Annotated in this window: 18 protein-coding genes; 15 read left to right on the plus strand and 3 right to left on the minus strand. The window is 46.2% G+C overall.

Annotation, left to right across the window (positions count from 1 at the left end; all coding sequences use genetic code 11):
- Positions 1-7: 7 nt before the first annotated feature.
- Positions 8-310, minus strand: a complete 303-nt coding sequence (locus tag ABD744_RS03330; protein ID WP_344795434.1) for an EscU/YscU/HrcU family type III secretion system export apparatus switch protein — start codon at positions 308-310, stop codon at positions 8-10.
- Positions 307-2,154 carry a hypothetical protein gene (locus ABD744_RS03335; RefSeq protein ID WP_344795436.1) on the minus strand — a complete coding sequence of 616 codons (1,848 nt, stop codon included), beginning with the start codon at positions 2,152-2,154 and terminating at the stop codon, positions 307-309. Before ABD744_RS03335 ends, ABD744_RS03330 begins: the two co-directional genes overlap by 4 nt.
- Before the next feature lie 91 nt (positions 2,155-2,245).
- On the opposite strand from ABD744_RS03335, the gene ccmA reads away from it, so the two are divergent.
- From ccmA to ABD744_RS03410, 15 genes are all read left to right on the plus strand, one after another.
- Positions 2,246-2,890 carry a cytochrome c biogenesis heme-transporting ATPase CcmA gene (gene ccmA / locus ABD744_RS03340; RefSeq protein ID WP_344795438.1) on the plus strand — a complete coding sequence of 215 codons (645 nt, stop codon included), beginning with the start codon at positions 2,246-2,248 and terminating at the stop codon, positions 2,888-2,890.
- A complete protein-coding gene (gene ccmB / locus ABD744_RS03345; RefSeq protein WP_344795440.1) occupies positions 2,856-3,560 on the plus strand; it encodes a heme exporter protein CcmB in 705 nt (234 codons plus the stop codon). The genes ccmA and ccmB overlap by 35 nt, the downstream gene beginning before the upstream one ends.
- The gene (locus tag ABD744_RS03350) at positions 3,557-4,312 is read left to right on the plus strand and encodes a heme ABC transporter permease (protein WP_344795442.1); all 756 of its coding nucleotides are present in this window, start codon (positions 3,557-3,559) and stop codon (positions 4,310-4,312) included. Before ccmB ends, ABD744_RS03350 begins: the two co-directional genes overlap by 4 nt.
- Before the next feature lie 45 nt (positions 4,313-4,357).
- The gene (gene ccmD / locus ABD744_RS03355; protein ID WP_344795444.1) at positions 4,358-4,540 is read left to right on the plus strand and encodes a heme exporter protein CcmD; all 183 of its coding nucleotides are present in this window, start codon (positions 4,358-4,360) and stop codon (positions 4,538-4,540) included.
- A 9-nt stretch (positions 4,541-4,549) separates the two neighbouring features.
- Complete coding sequence (gene ccmE / locus ABD744_RS03360; RefSeq protein ID WP_344797705.1) at positions 4,550-4,999, plus strand: cytochrome c maturation protein CcmE; 450 nt, start codon at positions 4,550-4,552, stop codon at positions 4,997-4,999.
- A 12-nt stretch (positions 5,000-5,011) separates the two neighbouring features.
- Positions 5,012-6,961: a heme lyase CcmF/NrfE family subunit gene (locus tag ABD744_RS03365; protein WP_344795446.1), complete on the plus strand. Its 1,950-nt coding sequence runs from the start codon at positions 5,012-5,014 to the stop codon at positions 6,959-6,961.
- Between the two features lies 1 nt (position 6,962).
- Entirely contained in the window at positions 6,963-7,487 is a 525-nt protein-coding gene (locus tag ABD744_RS03370) for a DsbE family thiol:disulfide interchange protein (protein WP_344795448.1), read from the plus strand.
- Positions 7,484-7,972: a cytochrome c-type biogenesis protein gene (locus tag ABD744_RS03375; protein ID WP_344795450.1), complete on the plus strand. Its 489-nt coding sequence runs from the start codon at positions 7,484-7,486 to the stop codon at positions 7,970-7,972. Before ABD744_RS03370 ends, ABD744_RS03375 begins: the two co-directional genes overlap by 4 nt.
- A gap of 4 nt (positions 7,973-7,976) precedes the next feature.
- Positions 7,977-9,251: a c-type cytochrome biogenesis protein CcmI gene (gene ccmI, locus ABD744_RS03380; protein WP_344795452.1), complete on the plus strand. Its 1,275-nt coding sequence runs from the start codon at positions 7,977-7,979 to the stop codon at positions 9,249-9,251.
- A gap of 204 nt (positions 9,252-9,455) precedes the next feature.
- On the plus strand, positions 9,456-10,112 hold the full coding sequence (locus ABD744_RS03385) for a GntR family transcriptional regulator (RefSeq protein ID WP_344795455.1): 657 nt from the start codon (positions 9,456-9,458) through the stop codon (positions 10,110-10,112).
- 65 nt (positions 10,113-10,177) lie between these two features.
- A complete protein-coding gene (gene smc, locus ABD744_RS03390; RefSeq protein ID WP_344795457.1) occupies positions 10,178-13,720 on the plus strand; it encodes a chromosome segregation protein SMC in 3,543 nt (1,180 codons plus the stop codon).
- 203 nt (positions 13,721-13,923) lie between these two features.
- A complete protein-coding gene (gene zipA, locus ABD744_RS03395) occupies positions 13,924-14,940 on the plus strand; it encodes a cell division protein ZipA (protein ID WP_344795459.1) in 1,017 nt (338 codons plus the stop codon).
- Positions 14,941-15,077: 137 nt separating this feature from the next.
- The gene (ligA, locus tag ABD744_RS03400; RefSeq protein ID WP_344795461.1) at positions 15,078-17,165 is read left to right on the plus strand and encodes an NAD-dependent DNA ligase LigA; all 2,088 of its coding nucleotides are present in this window, start codon (positions 15,078-15,080) and stop codon (positions 17,163-17,165) included.
- A gap of 58 nt (positions 17,166-17,223) precedes the next feature.
- Positions 17,224-17,820: a transglycosylase SLT domain-containing protein gene (locus ABD744_RS03405; protein WP_344795463.1), complete on the plus strand. Its 597-nt coding sequence runs from the start codon at positions 17,224-17,226 to the stop codon at positions 17,818-17,820.
- A gap of 53 nt (positions 17,821-17,873) precedes the next feature.
- Positions 17,874-18,137, plus strand: a complete 264-nt coding sequence (locus ABD744_RS03410) for a YheU family protein (RefSeq protein WP_344795465.1) — start codon at positions 17,874-17,876, stop codon at positions 18,135-18,137.
- A 21-nt stretch (positions 18,138-18,158) separates the two neighbouring features.
- Here the strand turns inward: ABD744_RS03410 and ABD744_RS03415 are convergent, their stop codons facing one another.
- Positions 18,159-18,713: a thioesterase family protein gene (locus ABD744_RS03415; RefSeq protein ID WP_344795467.1), complete on the minus strand. Its 555-nt coding sequence runs from the start codon at positions 18,711-18,713 to the stop codon at positions 18,159-18,161.
- Between the last annotated feature and the right edge of the window lie 96 nt (positions 18,714-18,809).

The following is an 18,809-nucleotide window of genomic DNA, read 5'->3' on the forward strand; positions in this document are numbered from 1 at the left end:
TTTTAGGTCATAAGTCATCTTGCTCAGGTGGCGTGAAGCCCTCCGGGACACGCCCCTGAAGTTGATAAGCGAATGCAATGATCTCAGCAATGGTTCTGTATAACTCTTCCGGAATCTCACTTCCCAAGTCCATCCTTGATAAAGTCCGCGCCAGTTTTTCGTCGTGGTAAAGCGGGATTCCGTGTTCTTCAGCGATTTCTACGATTTGACGAGCTAACTCTTCTTCGCCTTTGGCGGTAATTGTAGGCGCTTGTTTGCCGTCGTACTGTAATGCAACAGCAGTGTCGATGGGCTTTTCGGTATTACTCATACGTTTACATTCACTTGGTGGTGCGTCTGTTTGATCAACGCCTCTCTTGGCATATCAATGATACCAAAGCGGGTGTTTACTTTAACGGTCGCTTTGCTCCGGTTTTTAAGACTTTCTTCCAGACCCGCCAGGTTTTTGTTGAGAAACGCCAGCGTTTCCTTATGGTTGGTGAAAAAGTTGGCCGTTAGTGTGCTCTGAGACGGGTCGAACCGTATTTGCCCAATGAAAGGCGCCAGAGGTGGCAGTTCGAATTTCAAGTGCACCAACCAGTGATTTTTCAGCTTTTTATCTCGATCGTTTTCCTGTTTTTCGTCGGGGTTGATTTGCTCCATGTCCATCTCAACGGAGGTTGGCCCGGAATTAGTCATCACAGGTAAATCAATATGGAGCAGGTTATTGCTGGATGTTTCTAATTGTGAGCTGGCGGAGGCCAGTCTCAGTGCAGACATTCTGCCCGCCAGTTCTTCCACGTTGACTAATAATTGCCTCAGGGTGTTGCTGATCTGAAGGTCGCTGGTACTTTGCAGCAGCGAATGCTTGATGTTGCCTGTAAACAGCTGGTGTTTTCGAAATTCGGCCAGCTTCAACCACTGGCTCGAATCAATGGCGGCTTGTGGTGTGCCGGCGGTTTGGTTGGGTGGCAGAGACTGAGTTGGTTTAGTCTCTTGGGCGGCTAACTTATCTAAAACGGATGCACTGACGTCTGTTTTAAGGCCGGAGCCTGAAATGCGTCGAATAGATTCCAGCATCCAGTCGAGCATATCGTTTTGTGAAGACGTAGCCGGCGTCATGAGTGACAGTATCTGAGTCCATTCGTGCAATATCGGAATGTGCGTATTCGTTGATGTTGCTTGGGTGGAGGTTACTGGGGTCGCAGTTATTTGTTGACTGCTTTGATTGGGCCCGCTGGTTGATGGTGGCGTCACCGCTTTGTTTAATGATTCCTGAATGGTGACCTGCAGTTTTAATAAAGCGCCAATTAACGTTTGTTTTCCCTGTGGTGCTAAATTGCCTGAATTCAGGTTTGCTGTTGCCACTGGCTGGCTGGTTTCTGTTTTGCTGTTGTTTGCCGGTGTGTTTTGCCAATGGATCAGTTCTTTGATGAGTGCGCTGACATTGTTTTTAAATTGTTGTTGGTTGGTATGAGGAAGTGTTTTGAAAATTTCTGCCTGAATGGCTTCTGAAACCGTTTTCAGAATGGTGCTTAAATGCTGTTGACTGCTTGTGAGGGGATGAATGCCGGGTTGTACTGGCGTTTGCTGAAAGGAAGGGAGGCTCTCTATGATTTTATTGGCTGCTTCCATGGTCAGGCTAAGGTCCAGCAACGCACCAATTGCCGGTCGGGACTGACTCAACCACATACGGATAACATGGTTTATCTGTTCGTTAGTGATTGGTTTTTGAGTCGCTTGATCTTTGGTTGCTGTAGCATTGGTCGCGGTATTGTTGATTTGAGCCGTTGCGCTTGTCGGTTCGGCCGTTTTAACGGAGGCGTTTTGTACTGCATCTCTTGATGTGGGTGACGCAGGAATGACTTTTTCTATGACTAACTGGTTTTTATTGGTGACTTTTAATTCCAGTTGATCCCCTTTATCTAGAGGGAATTGCGTTGTTAGTTCAAAGACTTTGCCTTGGATGACTACTTGGGCTTTGTATTGTGCAATGGATTGTTTTTGAGTGGAAATTTGTTCGAGTGTGGCTGTTAAGACTTCTGCTTTAATTTGTTGGCCGTTGCTGAGGCTGGCCAATTCCGCCGGGGAGATTGAACTCGATGAAGACGGAGAAATAACGGCTTGCCGAAATTGCCCTGTGGCCAACTGTCCTGTGTGTAGATTAGGCTGCATGTGAAAAATCCATGACACTGAGATACATCAGTTAATAATACAACGGTTTTGTAGTATATTCCTGACTTCTAAAGTAATTGGTGTTTTTGGCATGACAGACTACCTCTCGGTAGACCAACTTCTGATCGAACGGGACGACCGGCTTTTATTTAAAAACCTGAACTTTTCTGTTTCCGCAGGAAAGGTGGTTCAGTTAGTCGGCCGTAATGGTTCCGGCAAGACGTCTCTTATTCGTACGTTGTTGGGGTTGATGCCAGATTTTGAAGGTCAGCTCACCTGGAAAGGTAAACCCTTACATCAGGAGCGGGATGACTTCTTCAGTAATTTACTCTACATCGGACACAAAGCCTCGATTAAATCTGCGTTAACTGCTACTGAAAATTTGGAGTGGTTGACCGCACCTTATCGTAAAGTCACACAAGAAGAAATTGACGAGGCATTAGCAAAGGTCGGGTTGAAAGGATACGAGGATGTGGAATGTCACTCTATGTCGGCAGGTCAGAATCGTCGTGTTGCCTTGGCTCAGTTGTACTTACTCGACTTACCTGTATGGATTTTGGATGAGCCGTTTACTGCCATTGACCTGGCTGGTGTCGACCAGCTTGAAGCCAGGATCGCGGAGCATGCAGCGCAGGGCGGAGCCGTGTTGGTAACGACCCATCATGTGATGAACATCGACTCTTTAATGAAAGTAAATCTGGATGAATTTGCACCGAGAGGAAGACATGCCGGCTGATCTCGGATTTTTTGCATTATTATCACGTGACCTGAAACTTGCCTTCCGTCAGAAAAGTGACATCATCAATCCGCTGATGTTTTTTGTGATGGTCATAACCTTATTCCCTTTAGGTGTTTCCCCCGATCCAAATGAGTTGGCCAACATTGCACCCGGTATTATTTGGGTGGCAGCACTGCTCGCCTCCATGTTGTCGATGGAAAATATGTTTCGTACCGACTTCGAAGACGGCTCGTTAGAGCGCATGTTAGTTTCTCCGATGCCCGGCTTTTTGATCGCTATAGCCAAAGTTTTAACCCACTTTTTGGTAACAGGATTGCCTTTGGTGTTTATTGCCCCGGTATTAGCCTATATGCTTAACCTCCCAAGTGAGGCCTACGGGGTTATGGTGATCAGTCTTCTGCTTGGTTTACCAACATTAAGTCTGGTTGGGGCCATTGGTTCCGCTTTGACTGTGGGACTCAAAAGAGGGGCACTTTTATTACCTTTGCTGGTCATACCCTTTTTTATTCCGGTATTGATTTTCGGAACGGGGGCTTTGCAAGGGGTAATTATGGAACAACCTGTCACAGGTCAGTTAAGCCTTTTGGCAGCTTTGTTATTGTTTAGTTTGGCAAGCGCACCTTTTGCGTGTTCTGCGTCGTTGAAGATAAGTATGGGTAACGGATGAGTTTTAAAGCAAAGTTTAAGCGTTGGTTTCATAGCTGGGCTTCGCCAAAGTGGTTCTTTGAAAAAAGTGAACGTTGGTTGCCGTGGTTAGGTATTCCGGCGTTGATGTTATTGACTGTCGGCTTGATTTGGGGCCTGATATTTGCGCCCGAAGATTATCAGCAAGGCAACAGTTTCAGAATTATTTATCTGCATGTGCCATCCGCTATTTTGTCTCAGTCCATTTTTATGATGATGGCGGTTGCCGGAGCAATTAATTTAATCTGGCGCATTAAGCTTGCCGACATGGCGGCTAAACATTGTGCTCCGATAGGCGCTTCTTTTGCTTTTATCGCGCTCGCCACCGGCGCCATCTGGGGGAAGCCAACCTGGGGAACCTGGTGGGTGTGGGATGCGCGATTGACGTCCATGCTGATTCTTTTGTTCTTATATTTAGGGGTCATAGCCCTTTATTCCGCCATTGATAACCGTGAAACCGCAGGGCGTTCAACGGCCATTTTATCTTTGGTTGGGTTGGTTAATATACCCATCATCAAATATTCGGTTGAGCTATGGAATACTCTCCATCAGCCAGCCACGTTCAAGTTAACAGAAAAACCGGCCATGCCAGCAGAAATGTGGTTACCTCTTTTGCTGATGGTGATTGGTTTTTACCTCTTTTTTGGTTGGATTTTATTTAAAAGAATGCGTGCCGAAGTGATTGAACGTGAGTTCAAAGCGAAGTGGCTGCAAAAGAAATTAATTAAAAATTAATTCTTAAAGCGACAAAGATCGCTCTTTGGTGTGGAGTTGTAATACGTGGGTGAGTTTGAGTCATTTCAGGCCTTTATCGAAATGGGTGGTCATGGTTTGTACGTGTGGTTGGCGTATGCTGTGGGCGCTTTAGTAATAGGTTTAAATATTTGGTGGGTTGGGCGGATCAGGAAGTTAGCCGAACAAAGAGTGAAGAAGTATGTTCGACGACAAGAGCTTGAGGGGTAATTCATGGCTATGCATCCTAAACGGAAAAAACGTCTGATCGCAGTGTGTTTGATTGTGGTAGCTGCCAGTGCAGCGATTGCCCTAATTCTTTCGGCATTGTCTTCAAATATTAATTTATTTTTCTCTACGACTCAGATAGCTCAGGGGGAAGCGCCGATTGAACAGCGTATTCGTGCTGGCGGGATGGTTCTTGAGAACAGTGTGAAGCGCGATCCAAGCAGTCTGAAAGTGGAGTTTGTGTTAACGGATTATGCCAACGAAGTGACAGTGGAATATACGGGGATTCTTCCTGATTTGTTCCGTGAAGGTCAGGGTATTGTTGTAACCGGAAAATTAAATCAGTCCAAGGTGTTTGTGGCCAGTGAAGTTTTGGCAAAACACGATGAAAACTATATGCCGCCCGAAGTGGCTGATGCATTAGAAAAGTCCGGTCATTCTGACAAGATTGAACAGCAGTAGGAGTTGCCTTTTATGATCCCGGAAATAGGGCACTACGCCTTAATATTGGCCTTAGTAATGTCTGTTGCTTTGTCCATTTTACCTTTGTACGGCACTGCTCGTAATAACTTAGTGTTTCAGATATCAGCCAAACCTTTAACCTGGGGGGTCTTTTCCTTCCTGGTGATCAGTTTTGTGTGTTTGACCTTATCCTTTTTACAGGATGATTTCTCTGTTAAATACGTTGCGAACCATTCCAACACTATGTTGCCGTTTGGCTTTAAATTTTCAGCTGTGTGGAGTGCTCACGAAGGTTCCATGTTGCTTTGGGTTTTAATTTTAGGTGCTTGGGCATTTGCTGTTTCAATTTTCAGTAAAAGCTTACCTGCCGATGTACTTGCCCGTGTTTTAGCTGTGTTAGGTATGGTTTGTACCGGTTTTATTTTGTTCACACTGGTCACGTCGAACCCATTTGAACGCCTATTGCCTAATATTCCGGAAGACGGTGCTGATTTAAACCCACTGCTTCAGGATTTTGGCCTGATTGTTCATCCTCCTATGTTGTACATGGGGTATGTTGGCTTTGCGGTTTCGTTCGCATTTGCGATTGCAGCATTGATGACAGGAAAATTAGACGCTGCCTGGGCTAAGTGGTCTCGCCCTTGGACATTGATTGCCTGGATGTTCCTGACATTGGGTATTTCGCTGGGTAGTTGGTGGGCGTATTACGAACTTGGCTGGGGTGGCTGGTGGTTCTGGGACCCGGTAGAAAACGCTTCTTTCATGCCTTGGCTGGTGGGTACGGCTTTGATTCACTCGTTGGCAGTGACTGAAAAGCGTGGTGCTTTCAAAAGCTGGACTGTCTTGTTGGCCATCGTGGCGTTCTCGCTAAGTTTATTGGGTACTTTCTTGGTTCGTTCTGGCGTATTAACTTCGGTTCATGCGTTTGCGACTGATCCTACGCGTGGCTATTTTATTCTTGTGCTGTTAGCGATTACGTTTGGTGGTTCGTTATTGCTTTACGCATTAAAGGCACCAACAGTGCACTCCAAAGTTAAATATAAAGCGCTTTCTCGTGAAACTTTCTTGTTGATTAACAACATTATTCTGACCGTCGTAGCATCTGTGATTTTGCTGGGAACGCTTTATCCGCTGTTACTTGATGCGTTGGATCTGGGTAAGATTTCTGTAGGACCTCCGTACTTCAACGCAGTCTTTGTTCCTATGATGTGTTTGTTGGTTGTCTTTTTGGGTGTGGGGCCTTCCAGTCGTTGGAAAGCCACAAAGGCCCAATACCTGATTGGTAAATTAACCGCAGTCTTCATCATTGCCATAATAGCGGGCTTGATTGTGCCATTTGTTTACGATGGCGACTTTGATGGTGCTGTCTGGATGTCTATGACGTTGGCATTCTGGGTAATGGGCTCAATCATTGTGGATTTGAAAGACAAATCTAACGGTCGTACTCACTGGATGGATCGTCTGAAGAAGTTGCCTGCAAGCTACTATGGTATGCAATTTGCGCATCTGGGTGTGGTGGTTACCCTGATCGGCATATGCATGGTGGCGGTTTATGATCACCAGGAAGACCTGAGAATGTCTGCCGGTGATTCCATTCAGGTGGAAGAGTACCGCTTTGACTTCATGGGCACGAAAGGGGTGCGCGGGCCAAACTATGTCGCGGACGTAGGGGATTTCAGAGTTTATAAAAACGACGAGGAAATCAGCTCCATTCATCCTGAAAAGCGTAAATATAACGTCAGTCGTCAGATCATGACGGAAGCCGGAATTGATCCGGGTTTAACCCGGGATTTGTACGTGTCATTGGGTGAACCTTTGGGTGAGGGTCGTGCCTGGGCGGTTCGTGTCCATGTTAAACCTTTCATTCGTTGGATTTGGTTAGGTTCTATCCTGATGGCCATTGGTGGCATTCTTGCGGTAGCAGATAAGCGTTACCGCGCAAGAAATACGGGAGTGGCTTAAAATGAGACGATTAGCGCTATTTGTCCCTTTTATTATTTTTTTATTGTTAGGCTTCTTCTTGTTTCGGGGATTAAGTCTTGACCCGAAAGAGCTTCCTTCTGCGCTGATAGGGAAGCCATTCCCTGCATTTGCTGCCAGTACTCTGGATGGCAAACAGGTGTCAGAAGCGGATCTTAAAGGTGAGGTGGCACTTGTTAATATCTGGGCAACCTGGTGCCCGACCTGTAAACAAGAACATGCCTACCTTAATAAGTTAGCTCGCGAAGGCGTTAAAATCTTTGGTGTCAATTACAAAGATGAGACGGAAAAAGCGAAGGTTTGGCTGCAACAATTAGGCAACCCGTATGAGTTCAACGTTCAAGACGAAGACGGCATGATCGGCCTTGATCTTGGGGTGTACGGCGCGCCGGAGACGTACTTACTGGATAAAAACGGCGTTGTTCGTTTAAAGCATGTGGGTGATGTTAATGACCGGGTTTGGAAAGAAAAAATTCAGCCTGAATTTCAGAAGTGGTCCGAACTATGATTCACAGTGCTTTAAAACGCTTTGTTTGTTTGATCATTCTGTCGTTCAGTTGTTCGAGTTTTGCCGTAATCGAACTACTGGAGTTTGATACTGAAGTCGAAAAAGAACGCTATCAAACGTTAATTGATGAACTTCGTTGTCCAAAATGCCAGAACCAAAACCTGGCCGACTCGGATTCGCAAATCGCCATTGATTTGCGCCAAAAAGTCCGGGATCTGATGGATCAGGGCAAGAACGATGAGGAAATCAAGTCGCACCTGGTCGCCCGGTACGGGGATTTCGTATTGTATCGTCCTGAAGTTAAAGAGGTTACTTATTTACTTTGGTATGGCCCGGCCGTGTTTTTATTCATTGGGTTTATTGTGGTGGTGGTTGTGCTTCGCCGAAATAAACAGGATTCCAGTGATGATAAAGAGGCGAGCCTCTCGGAAGAAGAGCGTCAGGAACGAATTCGTCAATTAATGAATAAGAACTCGGAGAAATAACAGAATGACATTATTGTGGCTGGTAATTGCACTAATGACTGCTGTCATGTTGTTGCTCTTTTTAATGCCGCTTCGAATGGCCAAGTCCTTTGAAGTGGAACCGCACGTGAAAGATCAATCGGTACTTAATACTCAGGTATTTAAAGAGCATGTGAATCAACTGGAACAGGATTTGGCTGAAGGCCTGTTCGATCAGGCTTCGTTTGATGAACAAAAGCGAGAGCTGGAAGATCGCTACTTGTTGGATATGCAGTCGGTTGGTTCTGAGTCGGCGGCGTCGGCGAATCATTCCGTGTCATCTAAATCGTTTGTTGTTCTGGCGGCGATTGGTTTGATTTGTTCGGTCGGAGCCTTGGCAACTTATAACAAGATGGGCGTCTCACCGGACAGTCTGGAAATGGCTGAAAGTCTTAAACAGGTTTCTGACTTATCTGAAGAAGAGTTGTTGGTTCGGCTGGAGCAGCAGCTTGAGGAAAATCCGGATCGTTTGGATGGTCAGTTGTTGTTAGCGCGGACGTATTTGACTCTGGGTCGAACAGCGGACGCGATCAAACCATTAAGAGTGGCGGTTGAGTTATCAAAGGGTAAGCCGGGTGAAGCTATGGTGCTTGCGAATTTGGCTCAGGCGGTTTATTTCTCAGACCCATCGACCATAACGCAGGAAGCGGAAGACTTGATAGCTCAGGCATTAACGCTTGACCCGCAAGAACCGACGGCGCTTGGTTTGGCCGGTATCTTTGCTTTTGAAAAAGAGGATTATCAAACTGCGATCGATCAATGGCAGAAGATTTTAGGCATGGTCGAAGACGGGCCAAATGCAGAGTCTCTTCGTCAGGGTATTGCTAATGCCCGTAAGCGATTGGAAGAAAAAACCGGGGTGAGTTCAGCGCCTGCAGAAGCTCAGGTTTCTGATGCAGTGGCTGCAGAAGTGTCGGATTTTTCAGGCTTAACCGTCGCTGTTGGTGTAACGGACGACGTTCGTTCTCAGTTTGCAGAACAAACCAAAGTCTTTGTGTATGCCCGGCACGTGAACGGTCCTCGTATGCCTTTGTCGATTCAGACAACGTCGTTAAGTGAGTTGCCGCTTCAATTGACTTTGGATGATTCAACTTCCATGGCCGGGATGGCAAAACTGTCGGATGCAGAGCAAGTTGAAGTGGTGGCCAGAATATCCATTACAGGCACCGCAATGCCTTCCGAAGGGGATGTTGAAGTAGTCAGTAAGCCGGTTGTTGTGGCGGAGTCTGCAAAGCCCATCGTTTTAGAGTTAACTCAATAGCTGAAATTGCTTATCCAGGTTTCTGATCAGGAGCCTGGTTCTTTTGTACTGTTTATTTCACCCCGGCATCCCCTGATCCAGAGTTCTTTTTAGGTCTCGCTTGGTATAACATTAGCGGGTTATTGTTGCAGGAAAATCTGTGTTTGGTTACGTTGCGATTTCTTTGCTGCCGCCATACGCAATATAAGGGAATAAACACCTCATATGTCATTTAAAGTCGTTGAAAGTCTTTCAGAGCAAATTGCTACCCATTTAGCTTCTAAGATCATTCGTGGTGAAATAAAGCCGGGGGAGAGAATTCAGGAATTGCGCATCGCTGGCGAACTGGATGTCAGTCGGGGGTCGGTCAGAGAAGCATTATTAATTCTGGAGCGTCGGCATTTGGTGGATATTATTCCTCGCCGAGGTGCGGTTGTGACTGAAATAACGCGTTCTCACGTTGAAAACCTGTATGAAGTGTACGGCGAACTGTTGGAACTGTTGGCGGTTAAAGTAACCGAGAACTGGTCAGGCGCTGACCTTGATCCGCTGATTAAAAAGTTTGAAGTGATGCGTGCGGCTAAAATTGGCGGTGAACACTTGGAGCGAATTTTTGAACTTGGGTTTGAAATCATGGAGCAAGCCTATTCAATAGCGAAAAACGTGTATCTGATGGAGGTGCTCATCAATTTCAAACCCGTCGTCCAACGGACTTATTATTTAGCGCTAAAGAGTAAGGGCGGAGATTTTCAGGATAATGTGGCTTTTTTCGAGGGAATCATGGAATCCGTGGTGACGCGAAATAAAGAAAAAAGTGCACAGCTGGTTCGCAGCTACGTTGACACTCAAAAGCTAGAAGTTCTGAAAACCTTAGACGACTAATTAAGTATTACTACAGATTACTATCCCATAAGACTGGCTGACCGAATTCACGAGATCTCCATTGTATGAGACTTAAATGCATTAAACTGGCGGGCTTCAAATCCTTTGTTGATCCGACCACCATTCCTTTCCCTAGTAATATGTGTGGCATTGTCGGGCCGAATGGTTGCGGAAAGTCGAATACCATTGATGCGGTGAAGTGGGTTATGGGGGAGTCATCGGCGAAAAACCTTCGTGGTGACTCGATGACGGACGTTATTTTTAATGGTTCTAACTCGAGAAAGCCGGTCAATCAGGCTTTCATTGAACTGGTGTTTGATAATTCAGATGGCACTTTGTTGGGTGAGTACGCCGGTTACGCTGAAATATCAGTGAAACGACGTGTTACCCGCGATGGTCAGTCTCAGTATTTCTTAAACGGGACTAAGTGCCGTCGTCGTGATATTACCGACTTATTTATGGGCACGGGCCTGGGGCCAAGAAGTTATGCCATTATTGAGCAGGGCATGATTTCTCGTTTTGTTGAGGCCAAACCGGAAGAATTAAGAACCTTTATTGAAGAGGCGGCGGGTATTTCGCGGTATAAAGACCGGCGTCGTGATACTGAAAACCGGATGCGCCGAACGCATGAAAACCTGGAACGATTAACCGATTTACGCGATGAATTAGAGCGCCAGCTGGAACACTTGAAGAAGCAGGCGGAATCGGCAGAGAAATACAAAAACCTGAAATCTGAAGAACGTAAAACCAAGACGGAACTGTTAACGCTCCGCTGGCAAGACCTTGATAATCAGGTGAAAGAAAAAGAAAAACTGATTCAGGATTTAGAGGTTCGGTTTGAAGCCGCACTGGCGGGTCAGCGCTCATTTGATGCGGACATTGAAGAAAAACGCCTGGCCCACACCGAGGCATCTGATCAGTTTAATGAAGTTCAAGGCCTCTTCTACCAGTTAGGCTCTCAAATTGCCCGTACCGAGCAATCCATTGAGCATCAGAACGAAAGAGCGGTGAAGCTCGAACGGGATTTAAACGATGTTAAGCTTCAGTTGGCGGAAGGGCTACGTGAACTGGAGCAGGAAAAAGAACAAAGGGCGATTCTTCAGGATGAGCTGGACGAAATTGAGCCGGAACTGGAAATGCTTTCCCAAGAACGAGAAGAAAGCTCGTTGATGCTGGAAGAGGCTGAAGAAGCACGGCAACAATGGCAGCAGCGTTGGGATCAATATATGGCTGAAGCCTCTCAGCCTGAAAAAGAAGCCGAAGTTCAGCAAACCAAAATTCGTCAGTTCGAAGAAAACATCGACCGTCATATCAGGAAGCAGAAACGCCTGCAAGAAGAGCAGGACAGCCTGGTCATAGGCAGTGCCGAGGCGGAGATTGAATCACTCAAAGACGACTTGTTGATTCAGGAAGATAAAATTGAACAGCAGCAAATGTCCATTCAGGCTGCAAACGAAGAAATTTCCTCGCAGCAAGAATCCATTGAACAAAAGCGGAAGCAGGTGGCGAATTTTCAGGCGGAACTGCAAAGTGCAAAAGGGCGCTTTGCTTCACTGGAAGCGCTACAGCAATCTGCGCTGGGCGATGGTAACGAAGTTATTGATCGATGGTTAAAAAATAATGGTTTGTTTGATCGGCCCAGATTAGCCAAATGTTTGACCGTGCATGGCGGCTGGGATCTGGCGGTTGAAACCGTACTTGGCGATTTTTTGCAAGCGGTGACGACTGCCCAACAAACCGTAAATCAACAAATCGCATCTTTCTTTGAGCAAGGTTGCGAAGACGGTGCGTTATCAATCATTACTCAAGGCACAACGGCCGGTTCGAATTCATCAGCTCCGTCGGCGCTTTCGGCGCTCATTCCAATTCAGTCCGTGGTGGAGGTTGAAGGTTCTATTGATTTGGGCGGGTTGTTGGATCAAGTTTATTTAGCAGAAAATTTAGCCCAGGCTTTGCCTTTGCAGGCGTCGTTACCGGCGGGGCACTCTATTGTTACCAAAGATGGCGTTTGGTTGGGTGCGAATTGGTTGCGTGTTTCCGGTAATGATGCTGGTAAAAGTGGCATTATTGGTCGCCAAAAAGAACTGGAGTATTTGGAAGAACGTATTGATGAGCTGGATTTTTCTGTGGAAGACACAGAAATTGAGCTTGAAAGCACACGTTTACAGTTGAAGTCAAAAGAACAGAATAAAGATTTTGCGCAAAAAGAATTGATGCGCTTAGAGCGGCAATTAAGTGAACTTCAGTCGGAAATGAATGCCAAACGGGTTCGGGTTGAACAGGTTTTGGTTCGTAAAGAACGGATTGACGCTGAAATTGAAGAAGTCAGTGAGCAAATTGAATTTGATCGTGAGAGTTTGGCGGACGCCAAAATTCTTTGGCAAGAAGCGTTAGAGCTGGCCGAAAGTAACATTGTTGTACGTGAGCAACTGGAACGTGAAAAAGAGCAAACCCAACAGCAATTAGAAAGTGTTAGAAGCCGATCGCAATCGATCAGCGTGAAATATCAGGACATAAGACTAAAGGTTGAATCTTTAAGAACTCAAAACCAGTCTGTTCATACCGCCATTGGTCGAATGGAACAGCAGGTTGAGCGTTTACGAGAGCGTAATGAGCTGCTAAACGCAGAGCTGGAGGAAACGTCTGATCCGGGTGAAGAACTGCGTCTTCAGCTGGAAGAAATGATCGAGCAGCGATTGGACGTTGAAGCACAGCTGACTCAAGCAAGAAAGGTCATGGAGGAGTTGGATCATTCTGTGTCTGAGTTAGAGCGGTTGAGAAACGAAGCAGAGCATTCTTCCCAAGGGGTTCGGACTACTCTGGAAAATCACCGCATGGAATGGCAGGCATTGCAGGTTCGCCGTAATGGTTTAAAAGAGCAGCTTGATGAGCTAAAGGTGGATCTTGAAAATCAACTAACACTTTTGCCTGAAGGCATTAGCGAAGCAGGTTGGGAAGAGGAGTTGAGGCTGATTCAGGCGCGGATTCAGCGCTTAGGTGCGATTAACCTTGCTGCGATTGATGAATATCAGAGTCAATCGGAAAGAAAGCGCTATCTGGATATGCAAAATGAGGACTTAACGACGGCTCTTGAAACGCTTGAAAGTGCCATTCGTAAAATTGATCGTGAGACAAAAGCCAGATTTAAAGATACCTTTGATAAGATTAATGCAGGCCTTGGTGAACTTTTTCCTAAGGTTTTTGGTGGCGGTCATGCTTACCTTGAACTGACGGATGATGACTTGTTAACCACCGGGGTGGCGATTATGGCAAGGCCGCCGGGTAAAAAGAACAGTACGATTCACTTATTATCGGGTGGAGAGAAAGCGTTGACTGCCATTGCGATGGTGTTTTCTATTTTCCAGTTGAATCCGGCACCTTTCTGTATGCTGGATGAGGTTGATGCGCCTTTGGACGATGCGAATGTGAGCCGATACGCTAATCTGGTAAAAGAGATGTCCAGTAAAGTACAGTTTATTTATATTACGCATAATAAGATTGCGATGGAAAAAGCAGAGCAATTATTAGGGGTGACTATGCAAGAACCGGGTTGTTCACGGCTTGTATCCGTTGATGTTGAAGCGGCAGCCGCTATGATAGACAGTTAAATTTATCCATCGTTAAAGTGTAACATCGGTAGCAAATGACGGATGTATGAGGGTACAATGTGCGACCTTTTTAGTATGCATATACTAAATTCGGTTGTTAGTTTTGGATGTTGGTTTCGGTCGCTATGGCAAGCGGGTTTCGGCCTGTTTTTTTAGTCATGGAATAGGTTAGACCGTCATATTATTTTTAGGGTAAAGGGTTCATGGATATCAGTTTACGTGAATGGTTGATTTTAGTGGGATTGCTTGTCGTCGCAGCAATCTTGGTTCATGGCTACTTGCATATGAGAAAACATAAGCAAGACGTCATGTCTGAGTTCAGTAATTTAAACGATAATGAAGATTGCAACGGTGAGTTGCCTAACGGTGGGGCCAGAGTCCGTGGTGATGACGAGCGCCATGAGCCAACCATCGGTCAAACGGTGGAAACGGAAGAAAACGCCGATAAAGCCGGTGTTCCTGTGTTAATGGACTCAGTGTCTGTGTCTGAAGAAACGCAGGACGATACCAGTCAGTCGAGCATGTCTTTTGAGTTTGCAGCAGAAGAGCCTGAACTGAATGTAACGGATACCAAAGAAGCTCAATCTTCTGATTCAGACAAAGAAACTCACTTGGCTGATCGCCCGATTGGCCTTTCTGAAATCAGTGAACAATCGGAAGATGTATTACTTCGGTCACCGGAAGAACTGAAAGCGCCGGCTGAACCAGAGATGAGTGATCGACGTAAGCAACTAGAGAAGTGTCGTTTGACGACAGATCACCTGGGACCGACCGAAGACCCGGAACGGGTTTTCATGCTGTACGTAGCAGCAAAAGATGAAACTGTCGGTTTTAACTGTGGCCGTTTGGTGGATGTGGCCGCAGCGTGTGGTTTACGACACGGAAAGATGGATATCTTTCATCGTCATCAGGAGGATAATGGTCAGGGCAATGTGCAGTTCAGCATGGTCAGCTCCGTTCAACCTGGCAGCTTTGACCTTGATAAAGTGGATGAGCAAACCACCCCTGGTGTCACCTTCTTTATGAGCCTGCCTGGGCCGGTTGATAACATTCAGGCCTTTGATTATATGTATGAGATGGCCAAAGTGATTGCTAAAAACATGGGTGGCGAGGTTAAAGACGAACAGCACAGCGTGATGACAGCACAAACTGCGGAGCATGTTCGTCAGGAAATTCGGGATTACGAACGCAAAAAACGTCTTTCCAGAACAGCAAATTAAGCTCGTTGGTTGAGCGAATGAAAGAGGCTCCTTAGGGAGCCTCTTTCAGTTTTAAATGACACTTTGAATTCAATACGATTTTTATCCGCTATTGGGTTTAAAGAAACACAGAGACATGAAGTCGGGATTAACAAGATATGTCAGAACAAATCGGATTATTCGCGGAAGGCAGTGCTTCAGACAAACCTGAAGTACAAGCAATAATCGAACGGGTGCAAACGCTTCATCAAACCCTCCATAAGTATAATTATCAGTATTATGTATTGGATGATCCGACCGTTCCTGACAGTGAATACGATGCGCTTTTTCATGAATTAAAAGCCATCGAAGTGAAACATCCTGAACTCATTACCCCGGATTCACCCACCCAAAGAGTGGGTGATAAACCGCTGACCGCTTTCCAGACCGTCGACCATGAAATGCCGATGTTGTCGCTGGATAATGTATTCAACGAAGAAGAAATGCGGGCTTTTGATGTTCGGGTGAAGAAAGTCCTGGATCAACCTGAAAGTGCTGATATTGAGTATGCTTGTGAGCCTAAGCTGGACGGCATTGCAGCCAGTTTGTTGTATGAAAACGGTTTGTTGGTGCGTGGTGCCACCCGAGGGGATGGTAACCGGGGCGAAGACATCACGATGAACTTAAGAACAGTGGCTTCGATTCCGCTGCGTTTGTCAGGAACTGGATACCCTGAGCGCCTTGAAGTACGAGGCGAAGTTTACATGCCGAAAAAAGGCTTTGAGAAACTGAATCAAAGCGCGCTTGAGTCCGGTGAAAAGCTGTTTGTAAATCCGAGAAACGCAGCGGCAGGCAGTTTGCGCCAACTTGATCCTAAGCTCACTGCCAAACGCCCGCTGGAGTTTTGTTGCTACTCAGTGGGGATCGTCGAAGGCGGCAGCATTCCGAACAGTCACTTTGATGTATTGAATCAACTGAAAGAATGGGGTTTTCTGACCAACCCTGAAATGGCTCGTGTGGATAACGTTGAACAATGCATCGCGTATTACCAATCCTTGTTGAATAAACGCGATACATTGCCTTATGAAATTGATGGCATTGTGTTCAAAGTGAATGACTTTGATCTGCAAGATCAATTAGGGTTTGTGTCGCGTGCCCCACGTTGGGCAATTGCCCATAAATTTCCCGCTCAGGAAAAAATCACCGTACTCCGCGATGTTGAGTTCCAGGTGGGCCGAACGGGTGCGATCACTCCGGTTGGTCGTTTAGACCCTGTGTTTGTGGGCGGAGTGACGGTATCCAACGTGACGCTGCACAACATGGATGAGGTCGAGCGTTTAGGGTTGATGATCGGCGATTCTGTGATTGTACGCCGCGCCGGTGATGTGATTCCTCAGGTGGTCAAGGTCGTTGAAGACCGTCGGCCTGAAGATGCTAAGCCTGTGATCATGCTGACTTCCTGCCCGGTGTGTGATTCCGAAGTAGAGCGAACGGAGGGTGAAGCCGTCGCCCGTTGTACGGGAGGCTTGGTGTGCGCTGCTCAAAGAAAAGAAGCCTTTGTTCATTTTGCTTCCCGTAAAGCGATGGAAATCGACGGGCTGGGTGAAAAGCTCATTAATGTGTTAGTGGATAAGGGACTCGTTACCCGTTTGGGTGACTTGTTCCGGCTTGAGGCAAAAACTTTGGCCTCGTTGGAGCGTATGGGTGAAAAATCCGCTGAAAAGCTGATAAACGCTTTGGAGCAGAGTAAACAAACCACCTTTGCCCGTTTTTTATATTCCTTGGGCATTCGAGAGGTGGGCGAAGCAACCGCTCAAAACCTGGCCAAAGCATTCGGTAATCTGGAGGCTTTAATGTCCGCTTCTGTCGAGCGATTGAATGAAGTTGAAGACATCGGGCCTATTGTCGCAGAGCACATTGTTTGTTTCTTTGAAAATGAATCCAACCGGGAGGCGATCACTGATTTAATAGCACAAGGCGTCCGATGGGAGAGTGTTGAGGTCAAAGATCCTTCGGAACTTCCGTTAGCGGGAACTACCTATGTATTGACCGGATCGTTAGAGCGGGTATCGCGAACGGAAGGCAAAGAGTTGCTACAAAGTTTAGGGGCCAAAGTGGCGGGCAGTGTTTCGAAGAAAACGAGCTGTGTCGTAGCTGGGCCGGGCGCTGGCTCTAAACTGGCGAAAGCGGAAGAACTGGGTGTTGAAGTTATCGATGAGGACGCGTTTATTGTGCTGTTGTCCGGTTACGGCATCGAGGTTGAATAACAACCCTTGTGTTTCATAAAATCGATGTTGTGTGAGCCTGATTAAAACTGGAGTTTAAATGCGTTGTTCTTTTCTGATCCTTATTTTAGGCTCGTTGTTGATGACCGGATGCTCATCCCAGCCGAGTAATATCAATAATGTTTGCACCATCTTTGATGAAAACTCCGACTGGTACGATGCGGCCAAAGACGTCCAAAAAAAATGGGGCGTGCCTTTGCATGTCACTATGGCGTTCATTCATCAGGAGTCCAAATTTGTCAGCGATGCCAAGCCTCCGAGAAGTACTTTTTTATGGATCTTTCCCGGCCCCAGACCTTCATCGGCCTACGGTTATGCACAAGTTCTCGATGAAACCTGGGATCATTACCTAAGCAAGACAAGAAATTACGGAGCTGACCGGGATGATTTCGAAGACGCTGTTGATTTCATCGGTTGGTACAATTACACCAGTCACAAACGTCTGGGTATTTCGAAATGGAATGCAAAGCAGCTGTATTTGGCTTACCACGAAGGGCATGGCGGTTACGAGCGAAAGACTTACCTGAAGAAAAAGTGGCTGCTGAAGGTTTCCAATAAAGTGCAGCGAAAAGCCAGTCAATATTTGAAACAGTACAAATCCTGCAAGGCAGACTTGGAACGAGGTTGGTTTTTTTAGATCATCCGAGGTTCATCAACGCATCTATTAAAGTAACATTGGAGTACCCTTTCATGGCGGTTGAAGTACCATGGAAAAGCCTTTCTGCAGATGCCCTTAATGGCATCATTGAATCCTTTGTCAGCCGAGAAGGCACTGACTATGGGGAGCAAGAACAAACCCTTGAAAACAAGTGTCAGCAACTTGCCCAGGCTGTGAAATCGGGACGGGTTATCATTGTCTTTGATGAAGACTCTGAGACTTGCAATTTACTGACCAAAGAAGAGTGGAACGGGCTTCAAAACCGTTCAGCGGAAGATGAGTACTTTGGCTGGTGAATGAAGGCCTGGCAGGTTCTGCTAAGAAGACTTAGTCTGTTTTTTCTGGTGATTTAACGTTTCTTTCCAGTGTTTAATGTGCTCGGGCATTTCGGGTGAGCCGTTTTGTGTCATTGCTGCGATGTCGGTCGGCCCTTGCTGTAACTCGTTGGCGTGAGCTAAGACGTCTTTAAAACTGATCAGCCCTTTTTTCGCGAGAAATAAACCTCGGCTGTAACAAACCGCGCTGGTTTTGCTCTGTTTGTTTCGGATTCGGTGTTCGATGTAGACAAAGCTCCGATCCCAGCAGATGATTTTTGAGGAAACCTTAAACGACTCAAACGGGGAGAGTTCCTTTAGAAAGCTGATGTTGCGGGCATTGATCATGGGCTTCCACTTCATTTGGGTGAGGGAACCCATGAACCCCATTTGTGAGAACAGCTGGATAATGCTCAGATCAAACAGGCTTACATAGCGCGTGTTGGTCATGTGGCCATTGAGGTCTAAATCCGTAGGCCATACTCGTGAGTTGAATTCTACGGTATCCTTGGATGAAAGCTTGCCGAGACGACGCAGTTTCAATAATAAAATCAACATTCTGAAATAAAGCTTCATACTTACAGGTACTATAGATAACAATGAGTATGCGAATTTATTCATAACAGAGCTTAAAAATAAAGATAAATCTTCATG

It is taken from the genome of Litoribacillus peritrichatus (assembly GCF_039537985.1).
Lineage (GTDB): Bacteria > Pseudomonadota > Gammaproteobacteria > Pseudomonadales > Litoribrevibacteraceae > Litoribacillus > Litoribacillus peritrichatus.